The organism is Aeromonas sp. BIGb0405 (genome assembly GCF_024807335.1).
GTDB classification, from domain to species: Bacteria; Pseudomonadota; Gammaproteobacteria; order Enterobacterales; family Aeromonadaceae; genus Aeromonas; species Aeromonas rivuli.
This window is the reverse complement of record NZ_JANUEP010000003.1, coordinates 32,431-58,099: the sequence shown is the minus strand read 5'-3', so window position 1 is coordinate 58,099 and position 25,669 is coordinate 32,431. Positions and strand designations below refer to the sequence as shown.

General features: G+C 61.0%; 23 protein-coding genes and 1 tRNA gene. 7 read left to right on the top strand and 17 right to left on the bottom strand.

The window, feature by feature from the left end; all coding sequences use genetic code 11:
* Positions 1 to 88: 88 nt before the first annotated feature.
* Positions 89 to 1,021: a DUF808 domain-containing protein gene (locus M2366_RS08735; RefSeq protein WP_042042192.1), complete on the bottom strand. Its 933-nt coding sequence runs from the start codon at positions 1,019 to 1,021 to the stop codon at positions 89 to 91.
* Between the two features lie 240 nt (positions 1,022 to 1,261).
* On the opposite strand from M2366_RS08735, the gene M2366_RS08730 reads away from it, so the two are divergent.
* Positions 1,262 to 1,852 carry a DUF924 family protein gene (locus M2366_RS08730; protein WP_259269480.1) on the top strand — a complete coding sequence of 197 codons (591 nt, stop codon included), beginning with the start codon at positions 1,262 to 1,264 and terminating at the stop codon, positions 1,850 to 1,852.
* A 72-nt stretch (positions 1,853 to 1,924) separates the two neighbouring features.
* Here the strand turns inward: M2366_RS08730 and secF are convergent, their stop codons facing one another.
* From secF to hinT, 9 genes are all read right to left on the bottom strand, one after another.
* On the bottom strand, positions 1,925 to 2,836 hold the full coding sequence (gene secF / locus M2366_RS08725; RefSeq protein ID WP_259269479.1) for a protein translocase subunit SecF: 912 nt from the start codon (positions 2,834 to 2,836) through the stop codon (positions 1,925 to 1,927).
* A 2-nt stretch (positions 2,837 to 2,838) separates the two neighbouring features.
* Entirely contained in the window at positions 2,839 to 4,650 is a 1,812-nt protein-coding gene (secD, locus tag M2366_RS08720; protein WP_259269478.1) for a protein translocase subunit SecD, read from the bottom strand.
* Between the two features lie 140 nt (positions 4,651 to 4,790).
* Positions 4,791 to 5,189 (bottom strand): hypothetical protein, encoded by a 399-nt coding sequence (locus M2366_RS08715; RefSeq protein WP_259235914.1) that lies wholly within the window; start codon positions 5,187 to 5,189, stop codon positions 4,791 to 4,793.
* 166 nt (positions 5,190 to 5,355) lie between these two features.
* Positions 5,356 to 6,213: a DUF6279 family lipoprotein gene (locus M2366_RS08710; RefSeq protein ID WP_259236208.1), complete on the bottom strand. Its 858-nt coding sequence runs from the start codon at positions 6,211 to 6,213 to the stop codon at positions 5,356 to 5,358.
* Positions 6,214 to 6,222: 9 nt separating this feature from the next.
* Complete coding sequence (locus M2366_RS08705; RefSeq protein WP_259269477.1) at positions 6,223 to 7,068, bottom strand: phosphotransferase; 846 nt, start codon at positions 7,066 to 7,068, stop codon at positions 6,223 to 6,225.
* Complete coding sequence (lpoB, locus tag M2366_RS08700) at positions 7,058 to 7,654, bottom strand: penicillin-binding protein activator LpoB (protein WP_042042199.1); 597 nt, start codon at positions 7,652 to 7,654, stop codon at positions 7,058 to 7,060. The genes M2366_RS08705 and lpoB overlap by 11 nt, the downstream gene beginning before the upstream one ends.
* Before the next feature lie 93 nt (positions 7,655 to 7,747).
* Complete coding sequence (locus M2366_RS08695) at positions 7,748 to 8,149, bottom strand: YcfL family protein (protein ID WP_042042200.1); 402 nt, start codon at positions 8,147 to 8,149, stop codon at positions 7,748 to 7,750.
* A 51-nt stretch (positions 8,150 to 8,200) separates the two neighbouring features.
* Positions 8,201 to 9,598, bottom strand: a complete 1,398-nt coding sequence (locus M2366_RS08690) for a COG3014 family protein (RefSeq protein WP_259269476.1) — start codon at positions 9,596 to 9,598, stop codon at positions 8,201 to 8,203.
* Between the two features lie 2 nt (positions 9,599 to 9,600).
* A complete protein-coding gene (gene hinT, locus M2366_RS08685) occupies positions 9,601 to 9,951 on the bottom strand; it encodes a purine nucleoside phosphoramidase (protein ID WP_259269475.1) in 351 nt (116 codons plus the stop codon).
* A 261-nt stretch (positions 9,952 to 10,212) separates the two neighbouring features.
* Between hinT and M2366_RS08680 the strand changes: the two genes are divergently transcribed.
* Complete coding sequence (locus M2366_RS08680) at positions 10,213 to 12,213, top strand: methyl-accepting chemotaxis protein (protein WP_259269474.1); 2,001 nt, start codon at positions 10,213 to 10,215, stop codon at positions 12,211 to 12,213.
* A 68-nt stretch (positions 12,214 to 12,281) separates the two neighbouring features.
* Here M2366_RS08680 and M2366_RS08675 read toward each other — a convergent pair whose 3' ends face one another.
* A complete protein-coding gene (locus M2366_RS08675) occupies positions 12,282 to 13,157 on the bottom strand; it encodes a 6-carboxytetrahydropterin synthase (RefSeq protein WP_259269473.1) in 876 nt (291 codons plus the stop codon).
* Positions 13,158 to 13,235: 78 nt separating this feature from the next.
* Between M2366_RS08675 and M2366_RS08670 the strand changes: the two genes are divergently transcribed.
* The 5 genes from M2366_RS08670 (at position 13,236) to alr (ending at position 18,546) form a co-directional block, all read left to right on the top strand.
* A complete protein-coding gene (locus M2366_RS08670; protein WP_259269472.1) occupies positions 13,236 to 14,579 on the top strand; it encodes a dihydroorotase in 1,344 nt (447 codons plus the stop codon).
* 236 nt (positions 14,580 to 14,815) lie between these two features.
* Positions 14,816 to 14,892 (top strand) — tRNA-Pro (locus M2366_RS08665).
* 186 nt (positions 14,893 to 15,078) lie between these two features.
* Entirely contained in the window at positions 15,079 to 15,552 is a 474-nt protein-coding gene (locus M2366_RS08660) for a CC0125/CC1285 family lipoprotein (RefSeq protein ID WP_042042206.1), read from the top strand.
* Between the two features lie 187 nt (positions 15,553 to 15,739).
* A complete protein-coding gene (locus M2366_RS08655; protein ID WP_259235907.1) occupies positions 15,740 to 17,011 on the top strand; it encodes a dicarboxylate/amino acid:cation symporter in 1,272 nt (423 codons plus the stop codon).
* 308 nt (positions 17,012 to 17,319) lie between these two features.
* The gene (gene alr / locus M2366_RS08650; RefSeq protein WP_224430655.1) at positions 17,320 to 18,546 is read left to right on the top strand and encodes an alanine racemase; all 1,227 of its coding nucleotides are present in this window, start codon (positions 17,320 to 17,322) and stop codon (positions 18,544 to 18,546) included.
* Positions 18,547 to 18,677: 131 nt separating this feature from the next.
* On the opposite strand, the gene M2366_RS08645 is transcribed toward alr, so the two are convergent.
* From M2366_RS08645 to M2366_RS08620, 6 genes are all read right to left on the bottom strand, one after another.
* The gene (locus M2366_RS08645; protein ID WP_259235905.1) at positions 18,678 to 19,631 is read right to left on the bottom strand and encodes a TerC family protein; all 954 of its coding nucleotides are present in this window, start codon (positions 19,629 to 19,631) and stop codon (positions 18,678 to 18,680) included.
* Between the two features lie 344 nt (positions 19,632 to 19,975).
* Entirely contained in the window at positions 19,976 to 20,971 is a 996-nt protein-coding gene (gene oppF / locus M2366_RS08640; RefSeq protein ID WP_042042210.1) for a murein tripeptide/oligopeptide ABC transporter ATP binding protein OppF, read from the bottom strand.
* Positions 20,972 to 21,952 carry an ABC transporter ATP-binding protein gene (locus tag M2366_RS08635; protein ID WP_042042211.1) on the bottom strand — a complete coding sequence of 327 codons (981 nt, stop codon included), beginning with the start codon at positions 21,950 to 21,952 and terminating at the stop codon, positions 20,972 to 20,974.
* Positions 21,953 to 22,044: 92 nt separating this feature from the next.
* The gene (oppC, locus tag M2366_RS08630; RefSeq protein ID WP_042042212.1) at positions 22,045 to 22,956 is read right to left on the bottom strand and encodes an oligopeptide ABC transporter permease OppC; all 912 of its coding nucleotides are present in this window, start codon (positions 22,954 to 22,956) and stop codon (positions 22,045 to 22,047) included.
* A gap of 14 nt (positions 22,957 to 22,970) precedes the next feature.
* The gene (oppB, locus tag M2366_RS08625; RefSeq protein ID WP_042042214.1) at positions 22,971 to 23,891 is read right to left on the bottom strand and encodes an oligopeptide ABC transporter permease OppB; all 921 of its coding nucleotides are present in this window, start codon (positions 23,889 to 23,891) and stop codon (positions 22,971 to 22,973) included.
* A 99-nt stretch (positions 23,892 to 23,990) separates the two neighbouring features.
* A complete protein-coding gene (locus M2366_RS08620; protein ID WP_259235903.1) occupies positions 23,991 to 25,610 on the bottom strand; it encodes an ABC transporter substrate-binding protein in 1,620 nt (539 codons plus the stop codon).
* Positions 25,611 to 25,669: the final 59 nt, after the last annotated feature.

Here is a 25,669-nt window from a genome sequence, read left to right as displayed (position 1 = left end):
GGCGCACTCTGTACTGTTTGATCACGGCGTGACTGAGTATGGGGAGGCGCAAGAGAGGCAAGCGCCACCGCCTCTCTTGCTGGCGGTGTTATTTGGCGGGCTTGAGCCTGCTCACCATGCTCATCAGCGCCACCAATGCCAGACCGGCCAGCACACCGATCAGGGCATTGAGCAGGGTCGGCGTCAGGGCACCCAGTACGCTGCCCATCGTCGGCAGTGTCTGCACGCTCGCCGCAGCCCCCTCGACCAGGTGGTGCACGAAGGGCCAGCCATGGACCAGGATGCCACCACCGACCATGAACATGGCAATGGTGCCCACCAGCGCCAGCAGGTGCATCAACTTGGGGGCCACCGCCAGCAAGCCGCGGCCCAACCCCTGACGCAACAGGCCGCCATCCGGTTTCTTCAACAGGTGCAAGCCGATGTCATCGAGCTTGACGATGAGGGCCACCAGGCCATAGACCCCGACCGTCATCAAGAGCGCTATCCCCGCCACTACGGCAATCTGCAAGCTCAGGCTGGTACCTTGCACCGTGCCAAGGGCAATGACGATGATCTCGGCGGAGAGGATAAAGTCGGTTCGAATGGCCCCCTTTACCTTCTGCTGCTCATAGCCGACCAGGTCCTCGATAGGAGGATGAGATGCGGCGCTCCCCTGCACATCCTCACCCGCCGTCTCCTGGTGGGGCAGAAACTTGTGCACCAGCTTCTCCGCGCCCTCGAAACAGAGATAGGCGCCCCCCAGCATCAACAGCGGAGTAATGAGCCAGGGGATCAGGGCACTGATGGCAATGGCGGCGGGCACCAGGATCAGCTTGTTGCGAAACGATCCCTTGGCCACGGCCCAGACCACCGGCAGCTCACGCTCGGCGCGCACCCCAGAGACCTGCTCGGCATTGAGGGCAAGATCGTCCCCCAACACACCCGCCGTCTTCTTGGCGGCGACCTTGGTCATCAGGGCGACATCATCGAGCACGGTCGCAATATCATCGAGCAGGGTCAGCAGACTGGCTCCGGCCATATCAATTATTCCTCATGTCAGTGGCGGGGAAATCCATCGGTAGCGAGACACTCTTCTTTGTCACTCCCTTGGTGATCTGCGCCATCTCGGCCAACGAGCGGGTTCCAGGCATCATGGTGGCTTCCTTATTTCGGACTAAAGATGGCACAGTGTAACGAGAAGCCGCCGTTTCGGCAGCACCCCTGAGTCGTTTGTCCTTTGCTGCATCCGCACTCACCCCCCCTAGCCCAAGGAGTTTCCATGCAACCCTGGCAGCCTCTGCTCGATTTCTGGTTTGGCGATGACACCGACGATGCCAGCCGTGCCAAGCGACAAGCCCCGCTCTGGTGGGGTAAAAGCCGCGACACCGACCTCCTGATCCGCCAACGCTTTGGCGCGCTGGCCGAGCAAGCAAGCGCCGGCACCCTGGCCCACTGGGCCGAGGTGCCCACCGGGCGGCTGGCGCTGATCCTGCTGCTGGACCAGTTGCCGCGCAACATTCACCGCGGCACCCCGGGCTCTTTTGCTCAGGACGCCAAGGCCCTGGCCCTCACCTTGGCCGGGTTGTCCCTGGGGGCGGACAAGGCACTCTCCCCCCTGGCGCGGGTGTTTTACTACCTGCCCCTCGAGCATTCGGAGCAGCGGGAACATCAGGCGCGCAGTGTCGCCCTGTTCGACGCCCTGGCCGCCGAGCAGCCCGGCTCGACCTTCGCGGGCTACCTCGATTTTGCCCGCCGCCATCGGGTGATAGTGGACAGATTCGGTCGCTTCCCCCATCGCAATGCCATTCTGGGCCGCCCCAATACGACCGAGGAGGGCGCCTTTCTCACGCAGCCGGGCTCGGGCTTCTGACTGGCCCCCCCTCATCGCCATTGAAAAACGGGCCAAAGGCCCGTTTTTCGTACGCATTGGATTGACGCTCGTTCAGGCCGCCTCGGGCAATGCCTCCTTCTTCTGGTAAGCCGCAGGGCTCAGCCCCAGCAGCTCCTGCACCGTGGAGGCCACCGTGATGGAGGAGAGGGTACCGGTCAATATGCCGGCGAACAGGGTGAAGGCGAAGCCATGGAGGGCATCGCCGCCAAACAGCAGCAGGGCTCCCACGGTAAAGAGGGTGGTGCCCGAGGTGATCATGGTGCGGCTGAAGGTCGCCTTGATGGCGATATCGCTGCACTCATGCATCCCCAACCGGGTGCGGGAGCTCAAGATGTCCCTCAGCCTGTCCGAGATGACGATGCTGTCGTTGAGGGAGTAGCCGATCACCGCCATCAGGCCGGCGATCACGTTGAGGTCGAACTCGATATGGAACAGGGCAAGCAGCCCCAGGGCGACCACGGCATCATGCAGCACCGACAGCAAGATGCCGACGGCCTGACGCCATTCGAAACGAAACGCCAGATAGACGGAGATGGCGATAGAGGCCACCAGCACCGCCATCATCCCCTGCTGGAACAACTCGGCGCCCACCTGGGGGCCCACTATGGTGGTGCGCAGCAGTTCGACCGGCAGGCCAAGCTGCGTCGCCAGCCGATCGGCCAGCTCCTGGGCAGGCATGGTCAGCCCCTCGGGGGGGAGCTTGATCAGCCACTCACCGGGGACCCCGGCCGGTTGCAGGCTCACCAGAGCGCGCAGAGGCTCCCCGAGCAAGGCATTGATCTCATGGGCATCCTTGAGGGTCTGGATCTTGAACTCCAGCAAGATGCCCCCGGTGAAATCCAGTCCCAGTTGCAGGCCGTTGATGGCCAGCAGCCCGAGACTGGCGAGGGTGAGCAGCACGGAGAGGCCCAGCCCCAGATAACGCCAGCGGGTCAGGCTCATGGAAAAGAAGCGATGAAACATGATTAAACCCTCTGCAGCCGTTGGCTGCTCTTGCCCCAGATGGGATTGATGATGGCGCGCGTGCCCCAGATACCGGTGATCATGCTGGAAACCAGTCCCAGGATCAGGGTGATGGAGAAGCCTTGCAGCGGGCCTGAGCCGATGGCGTAGAGCACCACGGCACTGATCAGGGTGGTGATGTTGGCGTCGAAGATGGTGCTGAAGGCCGAGCGGTAGCCAAAATCGATGGCTCCCGCCAGGCTGGCACCTTCACGCAACCTGTCCTTGACCCGCTCGAAGATGAGCACATGGGTATCCACCGCCATGCCGACCGTGAGCACCAGACCGGCGATGCCGGGCAGGGTCAATACGGCGCCGGGCAATACCGCCAGCATGCCCACCTGCATCAACAAGTTGCCGAACAGCGCCGTGATGGCGACCCAGCCAAACTTGCGATACCAGCACAACATGAACACCATCATGCCGACCATGCCAAACACCAGGGCGCTAAATCCCGCTTCTATGTTCTGCATCCCCAGAGTGGGGCCTATGCTGCGCTCTTCCAGGATCTTGAGCGGCGCGGTCAGGGCCCCGGCGCGCAGCAGCATGGCGAGCTCTTGTGCCTCCGGCATGCTGCCAAGCCCGGTGATGCGGAACTGGTTGCCGAGCGCCGTCTGTATGGTGGCCACGTTGATCACCTGACTGTGAGCCCGCAACTTGCCGCTGCTGCCCGTCTTGTACTCGGTGAACACGGTTGCCATGGGGCTGCCCACATGCTGGCGACTGAACTGGCTCATCTTGCTGCCCCCCAGGGCATCGAGCACTATGCCGACCTGAGGCTGCCCCATCTCTCCCATGCTGGCACGGGCATCGACGATGTGATCGCCGGTCAACACCGGTTTGCGATCCAGCCCGACGCTGCGTCCCTCCTTGTCGGTCATGACAAAGCGGCTGTCCGGCTTGGCCTGATAGAAGGCCAGGGATGCCGTGGCGCCAATCACCTCCTTGGCCTGACGGGGGTTGTGGACCCCGGGCAGCTCGATGCGGATACCATCCTGACCCTGGCGCTGCACCGAGGCCTCGACGATGCCGAGCTCATTGATGCGCTTCTTGAGGATCGACAGGTTCTGGGTGACGGCGTTATTGGCGAGCAGAGTGCGCTCGGCCTCGCTCATCTTGAGGGTCAGCTGCTGGCCCGATCGAGTCAGCAGCCACTGGCCCTGACGCACACCGCCACTCTCCTTGACGAGGGTGAGCCAGGCGCCCTGCTCCGTCCCCTCTGGCAGCACTATGCGCACCTCCCCGGTCGCTACCCGGCTCACATTGCCCCCGCGCAAGTGGGCTTCCCGCAGGCCGGTGCGCAGGTTATCCACCAGATTCTTGGTCTGATTCTCCAGCACGAAGTCCAGATCGACCCCGATCAGCAGCTGCGAGCCACCCCGCAAATCCAGCCCCAGCTTGATGGGGGTGGCGCCGAGCTGGCTGATCCAGGTCGGCGCCTTGGCATGAAACTCCAGGGTCAGGGCGGCGCTGTCATGGCCCTGCTGCTCGAGCAACTGCTTGGCTCTTTGCTGATCCCCCTGATCGGCAAACACCAGCTCCAGCTTGTCCGCCGAGGCGATGGTCTGCTGCAGCACTATGCCCTCTGTGGCCAGCAGCTTGGCATCGCTGGCACTCAGGCTCGACTGGCCATGCAGGCCGAGGGAAGGCTGCTCACCGAAGAAGGTGGGCAGGGAATAGAAACCGAAGGTCAATAACATCAGCAGCAACAAGGCGTACTGCCAGGCGCTGGTGCGGTTGTGCAGCAGGCGCGGTTTTTTTCTCACACTGTTCATGGCAAGGATCCAATTCGAAACAGGCATGGCGATCGCCGCGATAGTCGCAGCAGACGCAGAAAATCAATCGAAATGGGGGCTGGCGTCCGATGGACGAGCCCGTCGGTCAGCGAGGGAAACTACCCTGATGTGACCGAAGATCAGCCGTGAACGGCGCTCTGGGAGAAGCGGTATTGCAGGTGTCGGCGGGAGAGCCAGCGGCGATGTATGCCCCTGAACTTGTCTCTGAAGCTGTGTTTCTGATAGAGCAGCGGGAGGCAGAGCAACAGGCCCCCCAGCAGTAGCAGGCTGACGGCAGCTGACCAGTCATGGATGAGCTGATAGTCGCGATCTTGCCTGTCGCCATGGTTGCGCAGGGAGTGTTCCAGCCGCTGCAGATGGCTCTGATGGGTGCCGATAAACTTGACGGCTCCCTCCTCAGGTGTGCTCGCACCATGGAAGGCGCTCTGGGAGAGGGATGTTTCCTGGGGAGCAGCCACCAGATGTCCATCCACTCGAAGAGTAGAAAACAGCAGCATGAAGGCGATGAGCAGGCTCATCACTATCCATTTCACTGTATTTGGACGATGGGACGACATAAGGCTCCGAAAAAAATTGTGAGCTGGCGCCCACTGTGGGCAAGCTATCACAGGGGCTCGTCGGCAGCAAGGGCTGAACGGACCGGCCTTTGCCCTACCGACCCGAGCAACCCTGTGATAAATGGCGCTATTTACCTTGGGTCATCTGTTCAAAGTCGCTGGCATAACCCTTGAGCAGGCTGTAGAGGTGGGCACGCTGCTTGAGATCCAGGGAGCCACTCAAGTCGCTCAACCACTGGACGGTACGTTGGCGGGACTGCTCGGTATAACCGGTGAAACGGCCGTCCATCAGACCATCCCCCTCGGCCAGCAGCTTGGTGAGCCGCTGCTCGAAGTCGGGGCTGGCACGCTGCCTGAGCAGCTGATCCAGCTCGCCGACCCAGGCTCTCTGGTACTCAATCCAGGGCGGCATCATCTCGTATTGCCACTCAACCCAGCGGGCCACCAGGGGCGCCTGGGCGGGTTTGACCTCGCCTATCCAGAATACCAATCGCTTGTTCATCTTCTCGGTCGACTCGCGCAGCACCTTCTCCTTGGGATCCTTGGCAAAATCCTGCTCCCGCTCCTGCTGTCGCGCCAGCCTGTCTTTCATGAAAGCATCGACCTGGGCATCGGTCAGGGTGCGAGCCAGCCGCACCGCCCGCGGTATGGTGTTCTCCAGGGTACGGGTCAGGCTCTGTTGGGTGACATCCAGATGTCGGGATACCTGAGCCGGTGTCATGGGACTCGCCACCGCCCGGGAGAGGGCGGCAAGATCCTTGGCATAGCGCGGCAACTCATGCTGACGGTGCCAGCTCATCAACCCCTTCACCTCCTGATCGAGCAGCCTCTTCTGGCTGCTGCTCAGGGAAAAATAGTCATCGAGCTGCCAGACGATGCCGACGTCAAGCCAGTAGTAGATGACCCGGGTCGAGCAACCGACCAGCAGCAGGCAGGCCAGACCCGCCAGCCAGACTCGTGTTTTCTTGCGCCAAGGGTGTGTCATCAAGATGGGTTACTCCAGTCGTTGGCGATGATGGGCTATCAGCTCGGCATAGGCCGCATCGGGAGCCTGCTCGGCCATGAGCAGGGCCCACAACAGGGCGATGTAATCGACCCAGGGCAGAAAGGCCGCCCCCTGAAAATCCAGGGGACGTGGCGTCTGGCCCAGGGCAAGCCGTTCAATTTCTTCAAGATAGCAGTCTTCAAGCGCTGCCATCTCCTCCAGACCCCAACCATGGGTGCGCACTATGCTGGCCAGTTCGAAACCGGGGTGACCCGCTGCGCCATATTCCCAATCGATGACCCAGGGTCGCTCTCCCAACAAGTTAGCCGGATTGAGATCGTGATGGCAAGGGAGCCAGCAACCGTCCGGCTCCCGGCTGGCGAGTAGAGGCGCCTCCAGCTTGTCGAGCCAGGGAGGGGGTGCCTTGAGCCCCTCGCGGTAGCCCCGGGCATGGGCGCGCACCGCCATCCTGACGGTCGGTACCGGCAGTTGATGAAGCCGAGCCAGCAGCCGAGCCAGGGCGGGCAGCGCCTGACGCTGCGGGAGGGGAGCCTGCGCCCAGCTCGGCGCCTCGCACCAGTCGAGCAGCAGTATGCCGCGATCGGGGTCCCCATAATGGCAAGGCAGTGCCAGCCCGGCGGCCATGGCCCCCCGATAGAGCTGCCATTCGGTCGCCCTGTCGATGCCAAGGCGTGCCGGGTCTGGGTGACCCTGCCTCAAAAAGTAACTGCGCCCCGAGGGGAGGCGCAGTCGATAGTTGCTATTGGTCAGCCCGAGCCCCAGTGGTTCGAGCCGCCCCTCCCGCCAGGGAGCGGGCAGGCTCGCCAGCAGGCGCTGTTGTTCATTACCAGCCAAAGGTCGATGTCTTCGCCTGTTTGCGGATCTCTTTCTGATCGGCCCACTCCAGCTCGCCGCTCTCCAGATCCATCAGATTCATGGTCATCTGGTAGTAGACATCCTTCACCTTGCCGTTGTCCTTGACGATGCTGCTGAGGTTGCCATAGACCATGTAGCGGGCACCGGTCTGCTTGCCAAGCCGTACCATGGCAGCGGGATCCACCATGCCACTGCTCTGCTGATATTCGAGCTGCTGCTTGACCGCCGCCACCTTGCTCATGTCGACGAAACGGAACTTGCCGGAGCGCAGCAACTTGGTGCGGATGGTGTCGCTCACGGCTTCGGTATCGATGTGCTCCGAGGTCTTGTTGCGGATGGAGTCCATGAACATCACGGGGCGACCCCCTGCCGTGATTTCACTGGTCGCCGGCGAGCTCAACATGGAATCCGCCATCTTGTCGGCGATGGCTTGCAAGTCGCTCGAGCCGTAATCCACGGTCACCGTCTCGGTGGCCGTCGGATCGCCATAGCTGACGGTGGTGCTGGAGCAGCCGCCCAGCAGCAGGGCGCCGCCCAGGATAAGCAAGGCATGATTCATCTTCATCGATTCGTTTCCTCAATCACTAAGTACATGCAAGGTGTCAGCACCCCTGGTGCCTGACACCTCAAGCCACCGCCGCGCGGCGGCAGGGGTTCATCAGTTCGACTCTTCAATCACTTCACGGACGGAGAGCCGATAACCCTTCACATCCAGGGTCGGCGCCAGGGCCGACAGTGTCCGAACCTGCTGACCATGGAGCACGAGTGGCGTCCAGCCGCGGCCATCAGACGCGACCTCCTGGCCGCTGGCATCATACCAGTAGAACAGGTATTGCAGAGGATTGTCGCCACGGCGCTCATTGACTATCTCCACGTTGACCTGCATCAGGCCATTTTGCTGGCGCCTGGCCAGCTCGCGCAGGTGCAGGTCAAGAGTGCTGTTATCCACTTGCATCTGGGCCGCGCCGCCACTTGGCGCCGACAGGGCAACACCGCTGGTGTTGGTGGCACAGGCCGACAGCCCCAAGGCGAGGCCGCAAGCCAGGACGATTCGTTTCATCTTCTACTCCTCATATGAATATCTCCCCCCCAGGCACCCGGCCTGGGGGGATTAGAGCATCATCACCCGGGTGACGAGATTGGCACCGAGCCGGTTGACCCACACCAGGGTGGTATGCCCGGCACGCACCTCGATGGGCAGGGTCTTGCTCCCACTGCCTGATCCTAACCTCAACTGCTGCGAGCCCGGGGGAAGCGTCGCTTCCCAACTCGATGCCTGGGCAGGCAGGGTCAGCCAGCTGCGGGTGTCGGCCCGCTCAGACAAGGTGTTGAAGATGCCGACCACCAGGTTGCCCACATCGCCCCCCTCCTTGGCGGCGCTGCGGCGCAGTTGCTCCTTGGCGACCAGACGCAGTGCCTGACGGCTCAACATGGCGGGCAGTCGCTCCTGCAGATCCTTGGCAGCCAGGGCTTCGAGCCGCACCAGGGGCGCCGTGCTGCCTGCCTGGTTGCCCACCCCGACACTGAGCGGCCCCACCTCGGCGCCGCGATTATCGTAGTAGGGGATGGCCACGGTAAAGGTGCGAAAATCCCCCCTTGAGGTAAAGAGCGGCAGTGGCAGGAAGAGTTCGCGGCGGGCCGGGATCAGCCCATCTTCGAACAACACCACCACCCTACCCTGCCCCCGCACCAGAGGCGGAGCCTTGCGACCGAGGCGCTGCTCGGTGGCCGCCAACTCGGCAGCCGAGCCGCGCAGCCGTGCCAGACGCAGCATGGCCCCTTGCAGGGCCGGGTTATCCGGGGCTATCTCCAGGCCGCGACCATAGTCTACCCAGGCATCGTTGAGATCCCCGCTCGCCTCATAGAGCACCCCGGACAGATAGAAGGTATAGGCATTCTGGAAGCCGTTCTTGACCTGGCCGGTGAGGCGGTCGAGATCCGGCGCCCGCGACAGCGCCTGGCGCACACTGGCCTCTTGCTTCGCCTTGGCAACCTCATCACCCCGCTCTCGCAGGGCCCGCTCCTGCACCTGATTGGCGCGGCGCACTTCGACCAGGGCCCCTTCCAGATCCCCGCGCTGCAGATAATCCAGCGCCAGATAGTGGTGCAGCATGGTGCGCTCGTAATCCGGCGTCTGATAGCCGAGGGTCTGATCGTTGGTCAGCAGACTGCCGGCCTGGGCCAGCCCCTGACTCACCCGAAAGCGGGCCTGCTCATCGTCGGCCTTGAGGGCCAGGTCCGCCGCCTCCCAGGCCTTGCGGCTTTGCGGGGCCTGATTGGCGAGCGAAGCGATACGCCCCAGCTCCAACCGGCTGAGCACATAGCCATCATCGCCGGGTTCGAGCTCACGCACTTCCCCGATGGCGTCGAGTGCCTTGCCCTGCAGCAGGGCATTGCGCACCGGCGTCATCTGCACCGAATAGGAGACGAACAGGTCTTGCCAACTGGCGCAGCCGCCCAGCCCCAAAACGGCGCAGAGCAGCAAGGGGCGCAGCCCGGTCAACCGCATCCTCACAGGGTGAGCAAGGGGCCCAGGGAGTGACCGCCAACCAGATGCATATGGATGTGATACACCTCCTGCCCGCCATGGCGGTTGCAGTTCATGATGAGGCGATAACCATCCTCGGCGATGCCCGCCTCAGAGGCCAGCTTGCGCGCCACCGTGAACATGCGGCCAAGGGCCAGCTCGTGTTCGGCTTCGACGTCATTGACCGTCGGGATCAGCACATTGGGAATGATGAGGATATGCGTCGGCGCCTTGGGGAAGATGTCGCGAAAAGCGGTGACCAGATCGTCCTGATAAAGGATCTCGGCCGGGATTTCCCTGCGGATGATTTTGCTGAAAATGGTTTCATCGGCCATGGATAACTCCTTGCGTTAAAAAGAAAAATTCAAATTAAGACTCTAAAGAGCCCATTCCATCCCACTGGGCTTCGCCAAGTGTGACACAGGGCGATTTTTGCGACAGCCGTTGTCACAAAGCCTTCAGTTATTGTTAAAAATACCGATAGCGAGAACAGTAAGGATCCCCGGTGCCCACCACGAAGTCCGTAGGGTAACAAAGGGACGGGGGATTCAGGCAAGGGACTTTTGCATCACAGCGGGACAATAATGAAACTAAGTATGTCTGACCTCTCCATCTTGCAGCGGGTCTATCTCGGGTTTGCCATCCTGGTCGCCGTGATGATAGCGAGTTCTGCTTTCACCTTTCACAGCCAGCGCGCACTCGGCCAGGCCCTGCATCAGGTCACCCAGCAATCCATGCCCCTGGTGCAGGCCAGCAGCCAGACCCAGATCAGCCTGCTGAGCGCCAACAAGCGGCTCAACGACGTGCTGACCGAGCAAGATGCCAAGGCGCTACCCGAAGAGATCAACGCCCTTGAGGCCGCCCAGACCGAGGTCGAGGGTCGCCTCCAGGCCCTGAGCAGCCAGGCCGGCAATGAGCCCCAGTTGCAAGCACCGCTCAACGCCCTCAAGGAGCAGGTCGCCAGCTATCAGGCGCTGACCCAGACCCTGCCCACCGAACACCAGGCCCTGCTCAGCCAGCTGCACAAGGTCAATCAGGCCAAAGGACAATTCCAGGTCACCCTGCCCCAGTTCAAGAAAAACCTGAGCGACATGATGGCGGGACAAGAGGACAGCTTTATCAAGATGCTCTCCGAGAAGCTGACCACCCAGCTCTCCACCATCGAGCTCTCCACCATGGATGCCCTCAATCAGAGCATGACGGGCCCCATCGAAGCGGCGCTCAAGCGCAACAAGATGCAGATTGGCGGCTTCAACGGCACCATCGCCGATCTGGAAAAAGAGCTGCCCAGCTTCGACAACGACGTCGGTCACAACGTGCGCGCCTTCGTGCGCGACACCACCGCCAGCGACGGCCTGCTCGGCCAGTATCAGACCCTGATGACGCAACAAGCCGCCCTGCTGGAGAAGAGCAAGCAGGCCAGCCAGCTCATCATCGCCATCCAGGAACAGCTCGATGCCATCACGGCCCAGAGCCAGCAACTGATGAATGCCAGCATTGCCGCCTCGGAACAGGTACAGCAGCGCAGCACCCTCTCCCAAGGGGTCAGCATAGTGCTCGCCATCCTGGTCGCCATCCTGGTCGCTCTCACCCTGGGCCGGGCCATCCGCCGCCCACTCAAGGAGCTGCTGCGGGTACTGACCGACGTGACCCAGGGGGACATGACACTGCGCGTCGGCTTCAAGAGCCGCAACGAATTCGGTCAGCTCGGCAGTCAGGTCAACCTGCTGATCGCCCAGATGAGCGAGGTCCTCACCCAGCTGAGCCAGGCCTCGACCCAGCTCAATGATGCCGCCCACGGCAACCGCCACACCACGGAGTCGGTGCGTGCGGATCTGGAGACCCAGCGTCAGGAGACCGCCTCGGTCGCCGCCGCCATGACCGAGATGGAAGCCTCGGTGCGCGAGGTTGCCCAGGCGGCCAACCAGACCCTGGAGCGGGTGATGGATGTGGAGAAAGCCTCCGAAACCGGACGCCAGGTGATGGCGGGCAATATCAGCACTACCCACCAGCTGGCGGGCAAGTTGCAGCAGACCGGGGCTGTCATCGCCGAGGTCAGCACCATGAGCGGCCAGATTGGCAACATTCTCGACGTCATTCGCGGCATTGCCGATCAGACCAATCTGCTGGCGCTCAATGCCGCCATCGAGGCAGCCCGGGCCGGCGAACAGGGCCGTGGCTTCGCCGTGGTGGCCGACGAGGTCCGCAGCCTGGCGGGCCGCACCTCCCAATCCACCAGCGAGATCCAGACCATGATAGAGAACCTGCAACAAGGGGTCGCCAAGGCGGTAACCGTGATGCAGGAGTGCTCCCATGAGATGGACAGCTGCATGAACCAGAGTTCCCAGGCCAACAACGCCATGGAGGAGGTGCAGGGGATAGTGGTGCTCATCAGCGACATGTCGAGCCAGATAGCCTCGGCCGCCGAGCAGCAGCAGGCGACCAGCGCCGACATCGCCACCAACCTCAATCGCATCTCGGATATCTCGGATCTCAACTACCAGGGCATCGCCCGGGTGGCCGAGACCAGCCAGCAACTCGATGCCCTGGCCGAGCAGCAGGAGAGCCTGGTCAAGCGGTTCCGGCTCAGTGCCTGATCGCCTCTGACGGCGCCCCCAGCAACAACAAGGCCCCTTTCGGGGCCTTGTTGTTTATCCATGGCGCATCAGGCGTAGGCGATGGCGCCCTTGCCCACCCCTTCATAGGCGACAATCTTGACGAACTTGTCCCCCACCTGCTTCTTCACTTCACGGGCAATATGGTGGGCAAGCAGTTCGATGGTGGTGTCGGTGTCGATCATCTCCACCTCGCTTCTGACCATGGCGAGCTGGAACAGCCCCTGGGGGGCCACATACTTGAAACCGATGTGCTGCTCGCCAAGCAGTGGCGCGGCGACGGCGCTCAGGGCCAGTTCGGCCAGGGGAACTTGGTCCTCGGCGGTGCCGAGGTAGATATCGGCCCACCCCTCGGCCCAATTCTGTTCAAGCTCTTCATCACGCTCCCCTTCCACCTCTATCTCGATGGGCGAGCGATGACCGTGGGCGATGCGCTGGCAGTTGCCATCATGTTTCTTGAGGCCATGGCTGTAGTGATAGAAGGCACCGACAATGGCTTCGTGGCGCAGGGTCAGCGACAGATCCCGGATATTGCCCGGCAGCTCCTTGGCCAGTACCGCCAGCAGGTAGCGGGTCACCGACTCCTTGTCGACTTGGGCACCGGGGATAAAGGCAAAGGCCTCCCCCGGACAGCGCAGGTGGATTGAGCTGCCCTGGCGCAGCAAGTCGACGCACTGTTCTCCCCCGGCCAGACTCTCGATGCGCACCAGGGCGTTGTCTGCCGGGACCAGCAGCTTGTGGTCCACTTCGCGGTCGATGATCGCCTTGATAAGCTTCTTCACCCGACCAAAATCGAGCAGCATGCTCATCTCGTTGAGCTCGCCGCCCAGCTCCACGTCCACCAGCCAGCTCTCACCCACCATGCCACGGCGTTCACACAGGTAGCTGGAGTCGATCACGGTCAAATCTCTTACAAATAACTTCATTACTCAGGCCTTGCTACAGAGTAGGGACAGATTGCGCTATTATGACCCGCGCTCACCGACAAAGGAACTGGACCCGCCATGAACACATTGCTTATCAAGAACGCAACCCTGGTCAACGAAGGGCGCATCTACGCCTCCGATGTGCTGATCGAGGGCGAGCGTATCAAGAAGATCGCCCCCCAGATCGATGCCCCGGACGCCGTGGTGATCGATGCGGCAGGCCGCCATCTGATCCCCGGCATGATTGACGATCAGGTCCATTTTCGTGAGCCGGGTCTGACCCACAAAGGCACCATAGCGAGCGAGTCCCGCGCCGCCGTAGCCGGTGGCACCACCAGCTTCATGGAGATGCCCAACGTCAATCCCCAGACAACTACTATCGACGCCCTGGAAGCCAAGTACGAGATCGCCGCCAAAGGCTCTGCCGCCAACTACAGCTTCTATCTGGGTGCCACCAACGACAACCTGGAAGAGATCAAGAAGCTCGATCCCAAGCAGTCCTGCGGCATCAAGATCTTCATGGGCGCCTCCACCGGCAACATGCTGGTCGACAACCAGGAGACCCTGGCGGCCATCTTCCGGGAGAGCCCGGTGATGATAGTGACCCACTGCGAAGACACGCCGTCTATCAAGGTGCTCGAAGACGAGGCCCGCGCCAAGTGGGGCGAGGATGTGCCGATGCGCGAGCACGGCCGCATCCGCAGCGCCGATGCCTGCTACAAATCCTCTAGCATGGCGGTGGGCCTGGCGAAAAAATACGGCGCCAAACTGCACGTGCTGCATCTGACCACGGCAAAAGAGCTGTCGCTCTTCACCGCCAGCCCGGACTTGAAGGATCTCAAGGACAAGAACATCACCGCCGAGGTGTGTGTGCATCATCTGTTCTTCAACGAGGCGGACTACGACACCCTGGGCAGCCAGATCAAGTGCAACCCGGCGGTGAAGAGCGCGGCCGATCAGCACGCGCTGCTCGATGCGGTGCGCAACGATGTGCTCGACATCATCGCCACCGACCACGCCCCCCACACCTGGGAAGAGAAGCAGAACAGCTACTTCAAGGCGCCGTCCGGCATCCCCCTGGTGCAGCACTCCATGCAGGCCCTGCTCGAGCTCTACCACAACGGCGTCTTCTCCCTGGAAACTATCGTCAAGAAGACCTCCCACGCGGTGGCCGAGCGCTTCCAGGTGCAGGATCGCGGCTACATCCGCGAAGGCTACTTCGCCGACCTGGTGCTGCTGGATCTGGGCAAGCCCTATGTGGTCAATGACGACAACCTGCTCTATCTGTGCGGCTGGTCGCCCTTCAACGGCTATCGCTTCCAGAGCAGCATAGAGATGACCCTGGTGAATGGTCAGATTGCCTGGCAGAACGGTCAGGTCACCGACCAGGTATTGGGCAAACGGCTGACCTTTAACCGCTGACAGCGAGGGAAGCGATAGCCATTCAAAGGCTGTCGCTCCCAACCCCATTGGCATGAAGATGACAGGCAGATCACCCGGCAAAACGGTCAGTTCACCGGCTTGCCATTGGGCAAACGGCTGACCTTTAACCGTTAATTGCGTGCAAAGCAGGCGAACGCGTCAAAGTCGCTGTTTGCTGGTTGACAGGGGGGGGCCATCTCCATAAACTCAGCCCCCGTCAGCCAAGCTGACACAGTCGGCGTGTAGCGCAGCCAGGTAGCGCACTGTCATGGGGTGTCAGGGGTCGGAGGTTCGAATCCTCTCACGCCGACCATCATTCCCCGAGAAAGGCCCAATCAGCAGATTGGGCCTTTTTTTATCCGCGATCCTTCCCCTCCCCCTTTTCCCTCATCACGGATGGCATTGACCCTCTCCCTGCTCTCCTCCAGCCAGGTGGATGATTGCCCAAAACCGATCCCTGTGTTGTGATCAGCTATCGTCTCTGCCCAGGGTTTATCTCATGCCATCTTGTCGCTCTCCTCTGCCCTCTCTCCTGCTGGTCTGCACCCTGCTCTTGGGCGGCTGCGCGACCCCCTATGACAGTGAGAAGTCAATGTGGAATGGTCAGACTGGCTTCTCCCAGACCCAGCTCGGCCCGGATCGCTGGCAGATAGAGTTCGTCGGCAACGATCTGGTGGACAGGGAGACGGCGCGCAAATACGTGCTCAAACGCGCCGGGGAACTGGCCCTGTCCAGAGGCTATGGCTGGATAGAGGTATTGAGTCTGGAGATTGCCCGGGATGCCGTGCGCGCGACCCCCCGTCGCCCTCAGTTTGGTTTCGATGAGTACGAGCCAGACACCTTCATGGAGCAGTTGCATGTCGAGCATCGCATCTCTGCCCTGCTCAACCTGCGCCTGCGTCACCAGGCCAAGGGGGATGGCAGCTTGTCAGCTGAATATCTCAATAAAATAACAATTAGCAACAGTAAATAGTAACAATTAATTAAATAACATCCTTGATACACCTAAGACCAGTATGAAAAGTGTGACTCGACGCTGGTGTTAGTGCTCGCCTTTGGGCATGCTGCAAACCGTGATCGCCCTCCTCTGGCGATCTGGCACGGCTGTCGTGGCACTCGCCACCCCATCCCGACTCCTTGCGTTGCCCGGATCTCTCCCCATGAAAATGAACAAGCTGACCCTCGCCATCCTGATCGCCATGCTGCTTGGCATCGCCACCGGTCAGGGTTATCGACTCTTTGCCCCCGGCGAAGCCCCCGCTTTTGCAGACAACGTCACCCTGCTCACCGACATCTTCCTGCGCCTCATCAAGATGATCATCGCCCCCCTGGTGTTCACCACCCTGGTGGTCGGTATCGCCAAGATGGGCGATACCCGCACCGTCGGCCGGATCGGCGCCAAGACCCTCGGCTGGTTTATGCTCGCCTCCCTGCTCTCCCTGAGCCTGGGGCTGCTCATGGTCACCCTGATGCAGCCGGGCAGCGGCCTCTCCTTGCCTCTGCCACCCGAGTCCGCCAGCAGCGGCATCAGCGCCGCCAGCCTGAGCCTGCGTGACTTTATCGCTCATGCCATCCCCAAGAGCCTGATCGAGGCCATGGCCAACAACGAGATCCTGCAAATCGTGGTGTTCTCGCTGTTTTTCGGTCTGGCCGCCGCCGCACTCGGTGATGCCGCCAAGCCGGTGGTGATGCTGCTGGCAAGCAGCGCCGAGATCATGCTCAAGGTGACCGGCTATGTGATGAATTTCGCTCCCTTTGCCGTCTTTGCCGCCATCTCGGCCATGGTCGCCAAGGAGGGGCTCGGCATCCTCGCCACCTATGGCAGCTTCATGGCCCAGTTCTATCTGGCCCTGGCCTGTCTCTGGCTGCTGCTCATCGCCATGGGCAGCCTCTTCCTGCGCCAGCGCACCCCGCGCCTGCTGGCCCTGATCCGAGAGCCCGTGCTGCTCGCCTTCTCGACCGCAAGCTCGGAGGCGGCCTATCCCAAGACGCTGCAACGCCTCGAGTGGTTCGGCTGTGACAAGCGCATCGCCAGCTTCGTGCTGCCCATGGGTTACTCCTTCAATCTGGATGGCTCCATGATGTACTGCACCTTTGCGGTCATGTTCATCGCCCAGGCCTATGGCATCGAGCTCTCCTTCGCCCAGCAGGTGACCATGTTGCTGCTGCTCATGGTCACCTCCAAGGGGATGGCCGGGGTGCCACGGGCCTCCCTGGTAGTGATTGCCGCCACCCTCAACCAGTTCCATATCCCGGAGGCGGGTGTCCTGCTGCTGCTCGGCATAGACCACTTCCTCGACATGGGTCGCTCCGCTACCAATGTGCTCGGCAACGCCATCGCCGCCTGCGTGATCGCCAAGACCGAGGATTGTCTGGAAGAGGAGACCCAAGCGCCCCATGCCGCCTCGAAAGAGGCTCGCCAACCCGTTTGATGAGGGGCGAGGTTCGCTCCGTCAATGGCTCAACGCCCGGCTGTGCCCCCTCCCGCCCCGAGACGGGGCACAGCCGGGCATTTGTCCCCTGTCTTGCTCCCCTTCAGCCTCTGATCACCTCAGGGAAACGTGACCTAAAGACGTGCCACAAAGAGCACCATACGGTACACTCCCATCCGGGTCCAAACCCCGTTAAATACATAAAAATCAATAACAAGGCATTTATTAGCCACTGGTAGCATCCAGGGGCGGATCCCGATCTGCCCCTCGATGCCCAGCCGCCTCGCCTCAACAAAACAGGACATCCCATGAACAAGAAAACCCTGCTCGCGACCCTGATCTTCGGCCTGATGGCTGGCCAGGCCGTTGCCGCCCCTTACCTGCCCCAGGCGGACGATCAACGCAATGGCCAGCAATACAGCGCCGCCAATGCCTGGCTGGAAGTGGATCTGGCAGCCTTCGATCACAACCTGCAGACCCTCAAGACTCGCCTCGGTGACAAGGGCCCGCAGATCTGCGCCATCATGAAGGCCGACGCCTATGGTCACGGCATCGATCTGCTGGTGCCCTCGGTGGTTGCCGCCGGCATCCCCTGCATCGGCATCGCCAGCAACGAAGAGGCCCGCGTGGCACGGGACAAGGGCTTCACCGGTCGTCTGATGCGAGTCCGCGCCGCGACCCCGGCCGAAGTCGAGCAGGCGGTGCCTTACAAGCTCGAAGAGCTGGTCGGCGGCCTGGAAAACGCGACCATCATCAGCGAGATAGCCCAGCGCCACCAGACCCGGATACCGGTGCACATTGGCCTCAACTCGGCAGGCATGAGCCGTAACGGTCTGGACTTGCGCGCCCAGGATGCCAAGGGTGAAGCCCTGGCCATACTCGGCCTCAAGGGGATCACCCCGGTCGGCATCATGACCCACTTCCCGGTGGAGGAGAAAGAGGACGTCAAGCTGGGTCTGGCCCAGTTCAAGCTCGATTCCCAGTGGCTGATCGAGGCGGGCAAGCTGGATCGCAGCAAGCTTACCCTGCACTGCGCCAACTCTTTCGCCACCCTGGAAGTGCCCGAAGCACATCTGGACATGGTTCGCCCGGGCGGCCTCATCTATGGCGACTCCATCCCCTCCTACACCGAATACAAACGCGTCATGGCCTTCAAGAGCCAGGTAGCGGCAGTCAGTCACTTCCCGGCGGGCAACACGGTCGGCTACGATCGCACCTTCACCCTCAAGCGGGACTCCGTGCTGGCCAACCTGCCGATGGGCTACTCGGACGGCTATCGCCGCGCCATGAGCAACAAGGCCTCCGTGCTCATCAACGGCCAGAAGGCCCCGGTGGTGGGCAAGACCTCCATGAACACCGTCATGATCGATGTGACCGACATCAAGGGGGTCAAACCCGGTGATGAGGTGGTGATGTTTGGCCGTCAGGGGGATAACGAGATTAAACAGGCAGATCTGGAAGAGTACAATGGCGCCCTGCTGGCGGACATGTACACCGTCTGGGGTTACAGCAACCCGCGCATCATCAAGCGTTAATCCTGCCGCCCCTGTGGCACGGCGCGCGAGCGGGCAATCAATGCCCATAGAAAAGGGCTCCCTTAGGAGCCCTTTTCATTTCATTATCCTCTGGCACCGCCGCCGTTATACCCGCGCGCCAGGGCTGCGGATCAGCTCGCCGATTTGACTTGCTTGCGCGTCAGCCAGAGGCTGAGCCCCATGCTGAGCACCAGTATGCTGGCCACCACCCCCAGGGCTACCCCGGTCGGGATCTTGAAGATGTCGAGCAGCAGCATCTTGACTCCGATAAACATCAGGATGAAGGCCAGGCCGTATTTCAGCAGGCTGAAACGCTCGGCCACACCGGCCAGCAGGAAGTACATGGCCCGCAGCCCCATGATGGCGAAGATATTGGAGGTGAGCACGATGAAGGGATCCGTGGTCACCGCGAAGATGGCCGGGATGCTGTCCACCGCGAAGATGAGGTCACTCACTTCAACCAGCACCAGGATCAGCAGCAGCGGCGTGGCGTAGCGCACACCATCACGCCAGACGAAGAAGTTCTCCCCTTCCAGCTGCTCGGTCACCTTGACGCGACGGCGCATCCAGTTCAACAAGGGGTTGTTGGCAAGATCCGGCTCCTTGTCGGCCGCCCACAGCATCTTGGCACCGGTCAGCAGCAAGAAGGCGCCGAACAGATACAAGATCCAGTGGAACTGCTCGATGAGCCAGCTGCCCGCAAACACCATGCCAGCCCGCATCACGATGGCGCCCAATACCCCGTACAGCAGCACCCTGCGCTGCAGCTCGGCCGGGATCGCAAAATAGCCAAACAGCATCAGCCAGACAAAGACGTTGTCCACCGCCAGTGCCTTCTCGATGAGGTAGCCGGAGAGGAACTCCAACCCCTTCTGGTTCGCCATCTCGCGACCCATATTCACATCAACCCAGTACCAGATGGCCAGGTTGAAGAGCAGCGCCATGCTCACCCAGACCAGGGACCAGGCTCCCGCCTCCTTGAGGGAAACCTTATGAGACTTGCCGCCCCCCACGAAACGTAAATCGACCCAGAGCAGGGTCAACACCAGGGCGAAGAACCCCAACCACATCCACCATTCACCCATTGTGTCCTCCTTAAAAACGACAAAACCCATGACCGGAGGCATGGGTTCGCGTTTGGAGCAGATACACCTTGCCTCTCGGCAAGGTCTCACTTACAGCCTTGGCTGCCCGGGTGCCGGGTGCTTTGCGCTGCAAAGACACCGTAATGACGACAGACCGGCGAGAAGTTACTCCCCTTGTGCCGCGGATACTAGCAGGCCCTCCTGGTGCTGCCAAGTGCCTGATAAAGATATAGCAATCCGATGAGCGGATCGGTCCGCACCCAGCCTCTCCCCCCGCAGCAGCAGGGAGCACCCATAAAGAAGGGCGCCCAGAGGCGCCCTGTTATCTGCATGACGGCGATACGTCAGAGCGGGTCTGCCTTGAGGCAGGAGACGGCGTGGTCGAAGTTCCCCTCAAGCACAGGCCGGGTCTTGGCGCACTCGGGACCGGCCACCGGGCAGCGGGTACGGAACACGCAGCCGGACGGCGGATTCATCGGCGACGGCAAGTCCCCTTCCAGGATCTGGATCACCTTGCTGCGCTCCAGATCAGGATCCGGCACCGGCACCGCCGACATCAACGCCTTGGTGTAGGGGTGCAGAGGATTGGCGTAGATCTCCTTGCCCTTGCCCAGCTCCACCGCATTGCCCAGATACATCACCAGCACCCGATCCGAAATGTGCTTCACCACGGACAAGTCATGGGCGATGAAGATGAGCGACAGCCCCATCTCCTTCTGGATGGACTTGAGCAGATTCACCACCTGCGCCTGGATGGAGACATCCAGCGCCGAGACCGGCTCGTCACAGATGATCATCTTGGGTTCGAGGATCAGGGCCCGGGCGATACCGATGCGTTGACACTGACCGCCGGAGAACTCATGGGGGTAGCGGTTGACCAGGTTGGGCAACAGCCCCACCTTGGTCATCATGGCGCGCACCTTGCCCTCCACCTCGCTCCTGGAGAGCTTGGGATAGAAGGTGATAAGGGGCTCGGCGATGATATCCCCTATGGTCATGCGCGGATTCAAGGAGGCGAGCGGGTCCTGGAAGATCATCTGGATCTCCTTGCGCTTCTCACGCAGGGCCTTCTGATCGAGCTTGGTCAAGTCGTTACCCAGCCAGACCACCTTGCCGTCCGTGGCGGGCACCAGGCCAATCAGCGCCCGGGCAAAGGTGGACTTGCCACAGCCGGACTCCCCCACTACGCCCAGGGTCTCCCCTTCATACAGACGCAGAGTCACCCCATCGACCGCTTTGAGGGTCGAGGGCTTGGCCCAGGGCCAGGCCTTGTCACTCTTGATGCTGAAGTGGACTTTGAGGTCGGACACTTCCAGCAGCAGTTTCTTGTCAGTACCCATTTAGTTCACTCCCTTGACCATGGCATCCGATACCCAGTGGCACGCGCGAGCGCGGCCATCGTTGAAGGGCAGCAAGAGCGGCGACTCCTGACCGCAGATCTCGCTGGCCCTGTGGCAGCGCTCCTGGAAGGGGCAGCCTTTGGGCAGACGCAGCAGGTTGGGCGGGTTGCCCGGAATGGTCGGCAAGATCTCCCCCTCGGTGTCGAGGCGGGGAATGGCACGCAGCAGCCCCTCGGTATAGGGGTGGCTAGGACGGTAGAAGATGTCGTTGACCTTGCCGTACTCCATGGTGCGGCCGGCATACATCACCAGCACCTTGTCGCAGATCCCCGCCACCACGCCCAAGTCGTGGGTGATCATGACGATGGAGGTGTTGAACTCGCGCTTGAGCTCGTTCATCAGGGTCATGATCTGGGCCTGTACCGTCACGTCCAGCGCCGTGGTCGGCTCATCGGCGATGAGCAGTTGCGGGCGGCAGAGCAGCGCCATGGCGATCATCACCCGCTGACGCATGCCACCGGAGAACTCATGCGGATACATGTTCATCCGCTGGCGCGACTCGGGGATCTTCACCGCATCGAGCATGCGCACCGACTCCTCGAAGGCCGCAGCCTTGCTCATCCCCTTGTGTTGTATCAGCACTTCCATCAGCTGATCCTTCACCTTCATGTAGGGATTGAGCGAGGTCATGGGATCCTGGAAGATCATCGCTATCTTCTCGGAGCGGATCTTGTTGAGCTTGTGCTCCGGCAGGTTGAGGATCTCCTCCCCCTGGAACTTGGCCGAGCCGGTGATGATGCCGTTCTTGGCGAGCAGGCCCATGATGGCGAAGGCCGTCTGAGACTTGCCTGAACCAGATTCTCCCACTATTCCCAGAGTCTCACCGGCCGAGAGGGAGAAGTTGAGATCGTTGACCGCCACCACATTGCCGTCCGGGGTCTTGAACTCGACCCGCAGATCTTTTACATCCAGTAATTTCATAAAAATTCCTTATCGAACCTCGTGGCTCTTATCAATCCTTCGGGATGCATGACCAGACCATGGGCGCCTGTTAGCACGCCCTGGCTGCACGTTTAGCGATCCTTGGGATCGAGCGCGTCACGCAGACCATCCCCGAGGAAGTTGAAGCAAAACAGGGTCACCACCATGAAACCGGCGGGGAACAAGAGTTGCCAGAGGGCCACTTCCATCGACTTGGAGCCTTCATCTAGCAGGGCACCCCAACTGGTCATGGGCTCCTGCACACCGAGGCCTAAGAAGCTCAGGAAAGATTCAAACATGATCATGCCAGGCACCAGCAGGGTGGCGTAAACGGCCACTATGCCGAGCACGTTCGGTACTATGTGCCGGGTGATGATCTTCCACTTGGAGACGCCACAGACATGGGCCGCCTCGATGAACTCCTTGCTCTTGAGGCTCAGGGTCTGGCCGCGGACGATCCGCGCCATGTCGAGCCAGCTCACCGCGCCGATGGCTATGAAGATGAGCGCCAGGTTGCGGCCGAAGAAGGTCACCAACATGATCACGAAGAACATGAAGGGGAAGGCGTTGAGGATCTCCAGTACCCGCATCATCAGGCTGTCGACCCGACCGCCGATAAAGCCGGAGGCGGCGCCATACAGGGTACCGATGATGACGGCCACCAGGGCGCCCATGATGCCGACCATCAGCGAGATACGCCCGCCGAGCAGGGTCCGCACGAAGAGATCCCGGCCCAGGCTGTCGGTGCCAAACCAGTGTCCCGTCTCCAGATCCGGGGCCGATTGCATGGCGCCCCAGTCCGGATCGTCGAAGGTGTATTGGGACAGATGCGGGCCTATGATGACCGCCAGACCGATGATGGTCAGGATGATCAGGCTCACCAGCGCCGCTCTGTTACGCAGGAAACGGCGACGGGCATCTTTCCACAGGGAACGCCCCTCCACCACATCCACTTTCTGTGCGAAGGCTTCGAGTACTTCACGCTTTTCACTATTTACAACCATGATGCACTCCCGGCTTAGTAACGGATCTTGGGATCGATGAAGGCATAGAGAATATCGACCACGGCGTTAAAGGTGATGGTCAAGGCGCCGACCAGAATGGTCAGACCGAGCACCATGGAGTAGTCACGGTTAAGGGCGCCGTTGACGAACAGCTGGCCAATGCCTGGCAGGCCGAAGATGGTCTCGATGACCACGGATCCGGTGATGATGCCGACGAAGGCCGGGCCCAGGTAGGAGACCACCGGCAGCATGGCCGGGCGCAGGGCGTGCTTGAGAATGATGTGGTGCAGCGGCAGCCCCTTGGCGCGGGCGGTGCGGATAAAGTTGGAGTTCATGGTCTCTATCATGCTGCCGCGCATGATGCGCGAGATGGCGGAGATGTAGTACATCATCATGCCAAACACCGGCAGCACCATGAACTGGATGCCGCCGCCCTGCCAGCCACCGGCCGGGAACCAGCCCAGATAGATACTGAAGAAGAGCACCAATAACGGCGCCAGTACGAAGCCCGGGATCACCACCCCGGCCATGGCCGACGACATCAGCAGATAATCGATGAGGGTGTTCTGTTTAAGGGCGGCAATGGTGCCGAACGTTACCCCCAGCAAGACGGCAAAGAAGAAGGCCGATGCTCCTATCTTGGCGGACACTGGCAACGCCTGGCTCACCAGATCGTTGACGCTGAAGTCTTTGTATTTGAACGAGGGGCCCAAATCACCCTGTACCAGGTTGCCCAGGTAGGTGAGGTATTGGGTGCCTATGGGTTTATCCAGACCATATTTGGCCTCGATATTCGCCAGGACTTCCGGCGGCAATGCCCGTTCGCTGGTAAAGGGGTTACCGGGGGCGAAGCGCATCATGAAGAAGGAGACGGTGATCAAGACCAGCAGGGTCGGGATCGCTTCCAATAGACGTTTAAGGATGAATTTCAACATAGACATGTCCTGTCCTGTACTGCTTCCAAAGGGTCGCGGTTTTAATTTAAAGGCCCGCCGTCTGGCGGGCCTGCTTGTTATGCGACTTTTTTATTGTACTCAGTGAGCGATGATGTACATGTCCTTGCTGTACAGGTTATCCAGCGGGTTGGCCGGGTAGCCGCCCACATAGGGTTTCACCATACGGGAGGTCACGTACTGATAGATGGGCGCAATCGGCATGTCCTTGGCCAGGATGTCTTCGGCCTGAACATAGAGCTTGTTGCGGGAGACCTCATCCACCTGGTCACGGGACTCAGCCATCAGCTTGTCGAATGTCGGGTTGGAGTACTTGCCGTCGTTGTTGCCGTGGGTGGTCTGCATCAGATCCAGCATGGAGGAGGCTTCGTTGTAGTCCGCAATCCAGCCGCGACGAGCCACATCAAACTGACCCTGCTTGAGGGTTTCCAGGTAAGTCTTCCACTCCTGGTTCACCAGGCTCACCTGCACCCCCAGCTTCTTCCACATGGAGGCGACGGCCACGGCCACCTTCTTGTGGTTGTCATCGGTGTTGTAGAGCAGCTCGAACTTGAGCGGGTTGCCCGGGCCGTAGCCGGCCTCTGCCAGCAGCGCCTTGGCCTTGGCATCCAGCTCAGCCTGGCTCAGCTTGGACCAGGCCGGAGCCACCGGCTTGAAGCCGTCCACGAAGTCCGGCACCAGGGCATAACCTGGGGTCTCACCCTTGCCCATCACCTTCTCGGCGATCACGTTGCGATCGATGGCATAGGTGAGTGCGGTACGCACTCGCACATCGTCATAGGGTTTGCGCTTGGTGTTGAAGGTGTAGTAATAGGTGCCTACATAGCCGCTCACCTGCACCTCGTTCGGGTGCTCCTTCTTCATCTGCTTGAAGCGCTCGATGGGCATGTTGTAGGTGAGATCCACTTCGCCAGCCAGGTAGCGATTCAGTTCGGCATTGGTGGACTGGATGGGCAGATAGGTGACCTTCTCGATCACCGTCTTGGCGTTGTTCCAATAGTTGGGGTTGCGCTCGACATCGACCCGCTCGTTGACCACCCAATCCTTCAGCTTGTAGGCACCGTTGGAAACCATGTTTTCCGGTTGGGTCCACTTGTCACCAAACTTCTCGATCACCGCCTTGGGTACCGGATAAGTGGTGGTGTGAGAGAGCATGCTGACGAAATAGGGAATGGCTTTTTCAAGCTGCACTTCGAAGGTATGGTCATCCGTGGCCTTGACCCCCAGGGTGTCGGCAGGCTGCTTGCCGGCGATGATGGCACTGGCGTTGACTATGGTCGGAATTTCCATGTACCAGGAGTAGGGAGAGCCCGTCTTGGGATCCACGGCGCGCTTGAAGGCGAAGACGAAGTCGTGGGCGGTGACAGGATCGCCATTGGACCACTTGGCATCTTTGCGCAGGTGGAACACGAAGTGTTTGTTGTCCTTGGTTTCCCAGGACTCGGCGACGCCGGGCAGGGTCTCACCCTTGGGACCTGAGCTGACCAGACCCTCGAACAGGTCACGCAGAATATTGGATTCGACCGTTCCTTCGGTCTTGTGTGGATCCAGGGTGGCGGGTTCTGAACCGTTGCCTTTCACCAGGGATTGCTCGGGGGCGAGCTTGGTACCAGCGGGGACGTCGGCGGCCTGAGCCAGGGTGGCTCCACCGAATAGCGCAGCCAATAAAAGGGTATTAATCATTGTTTTTTTATGAGTCATTTCCATTTACTCCAACAAGAACATTCCATGCGTTTGTCATAAATGCGGGCCTGAGCACG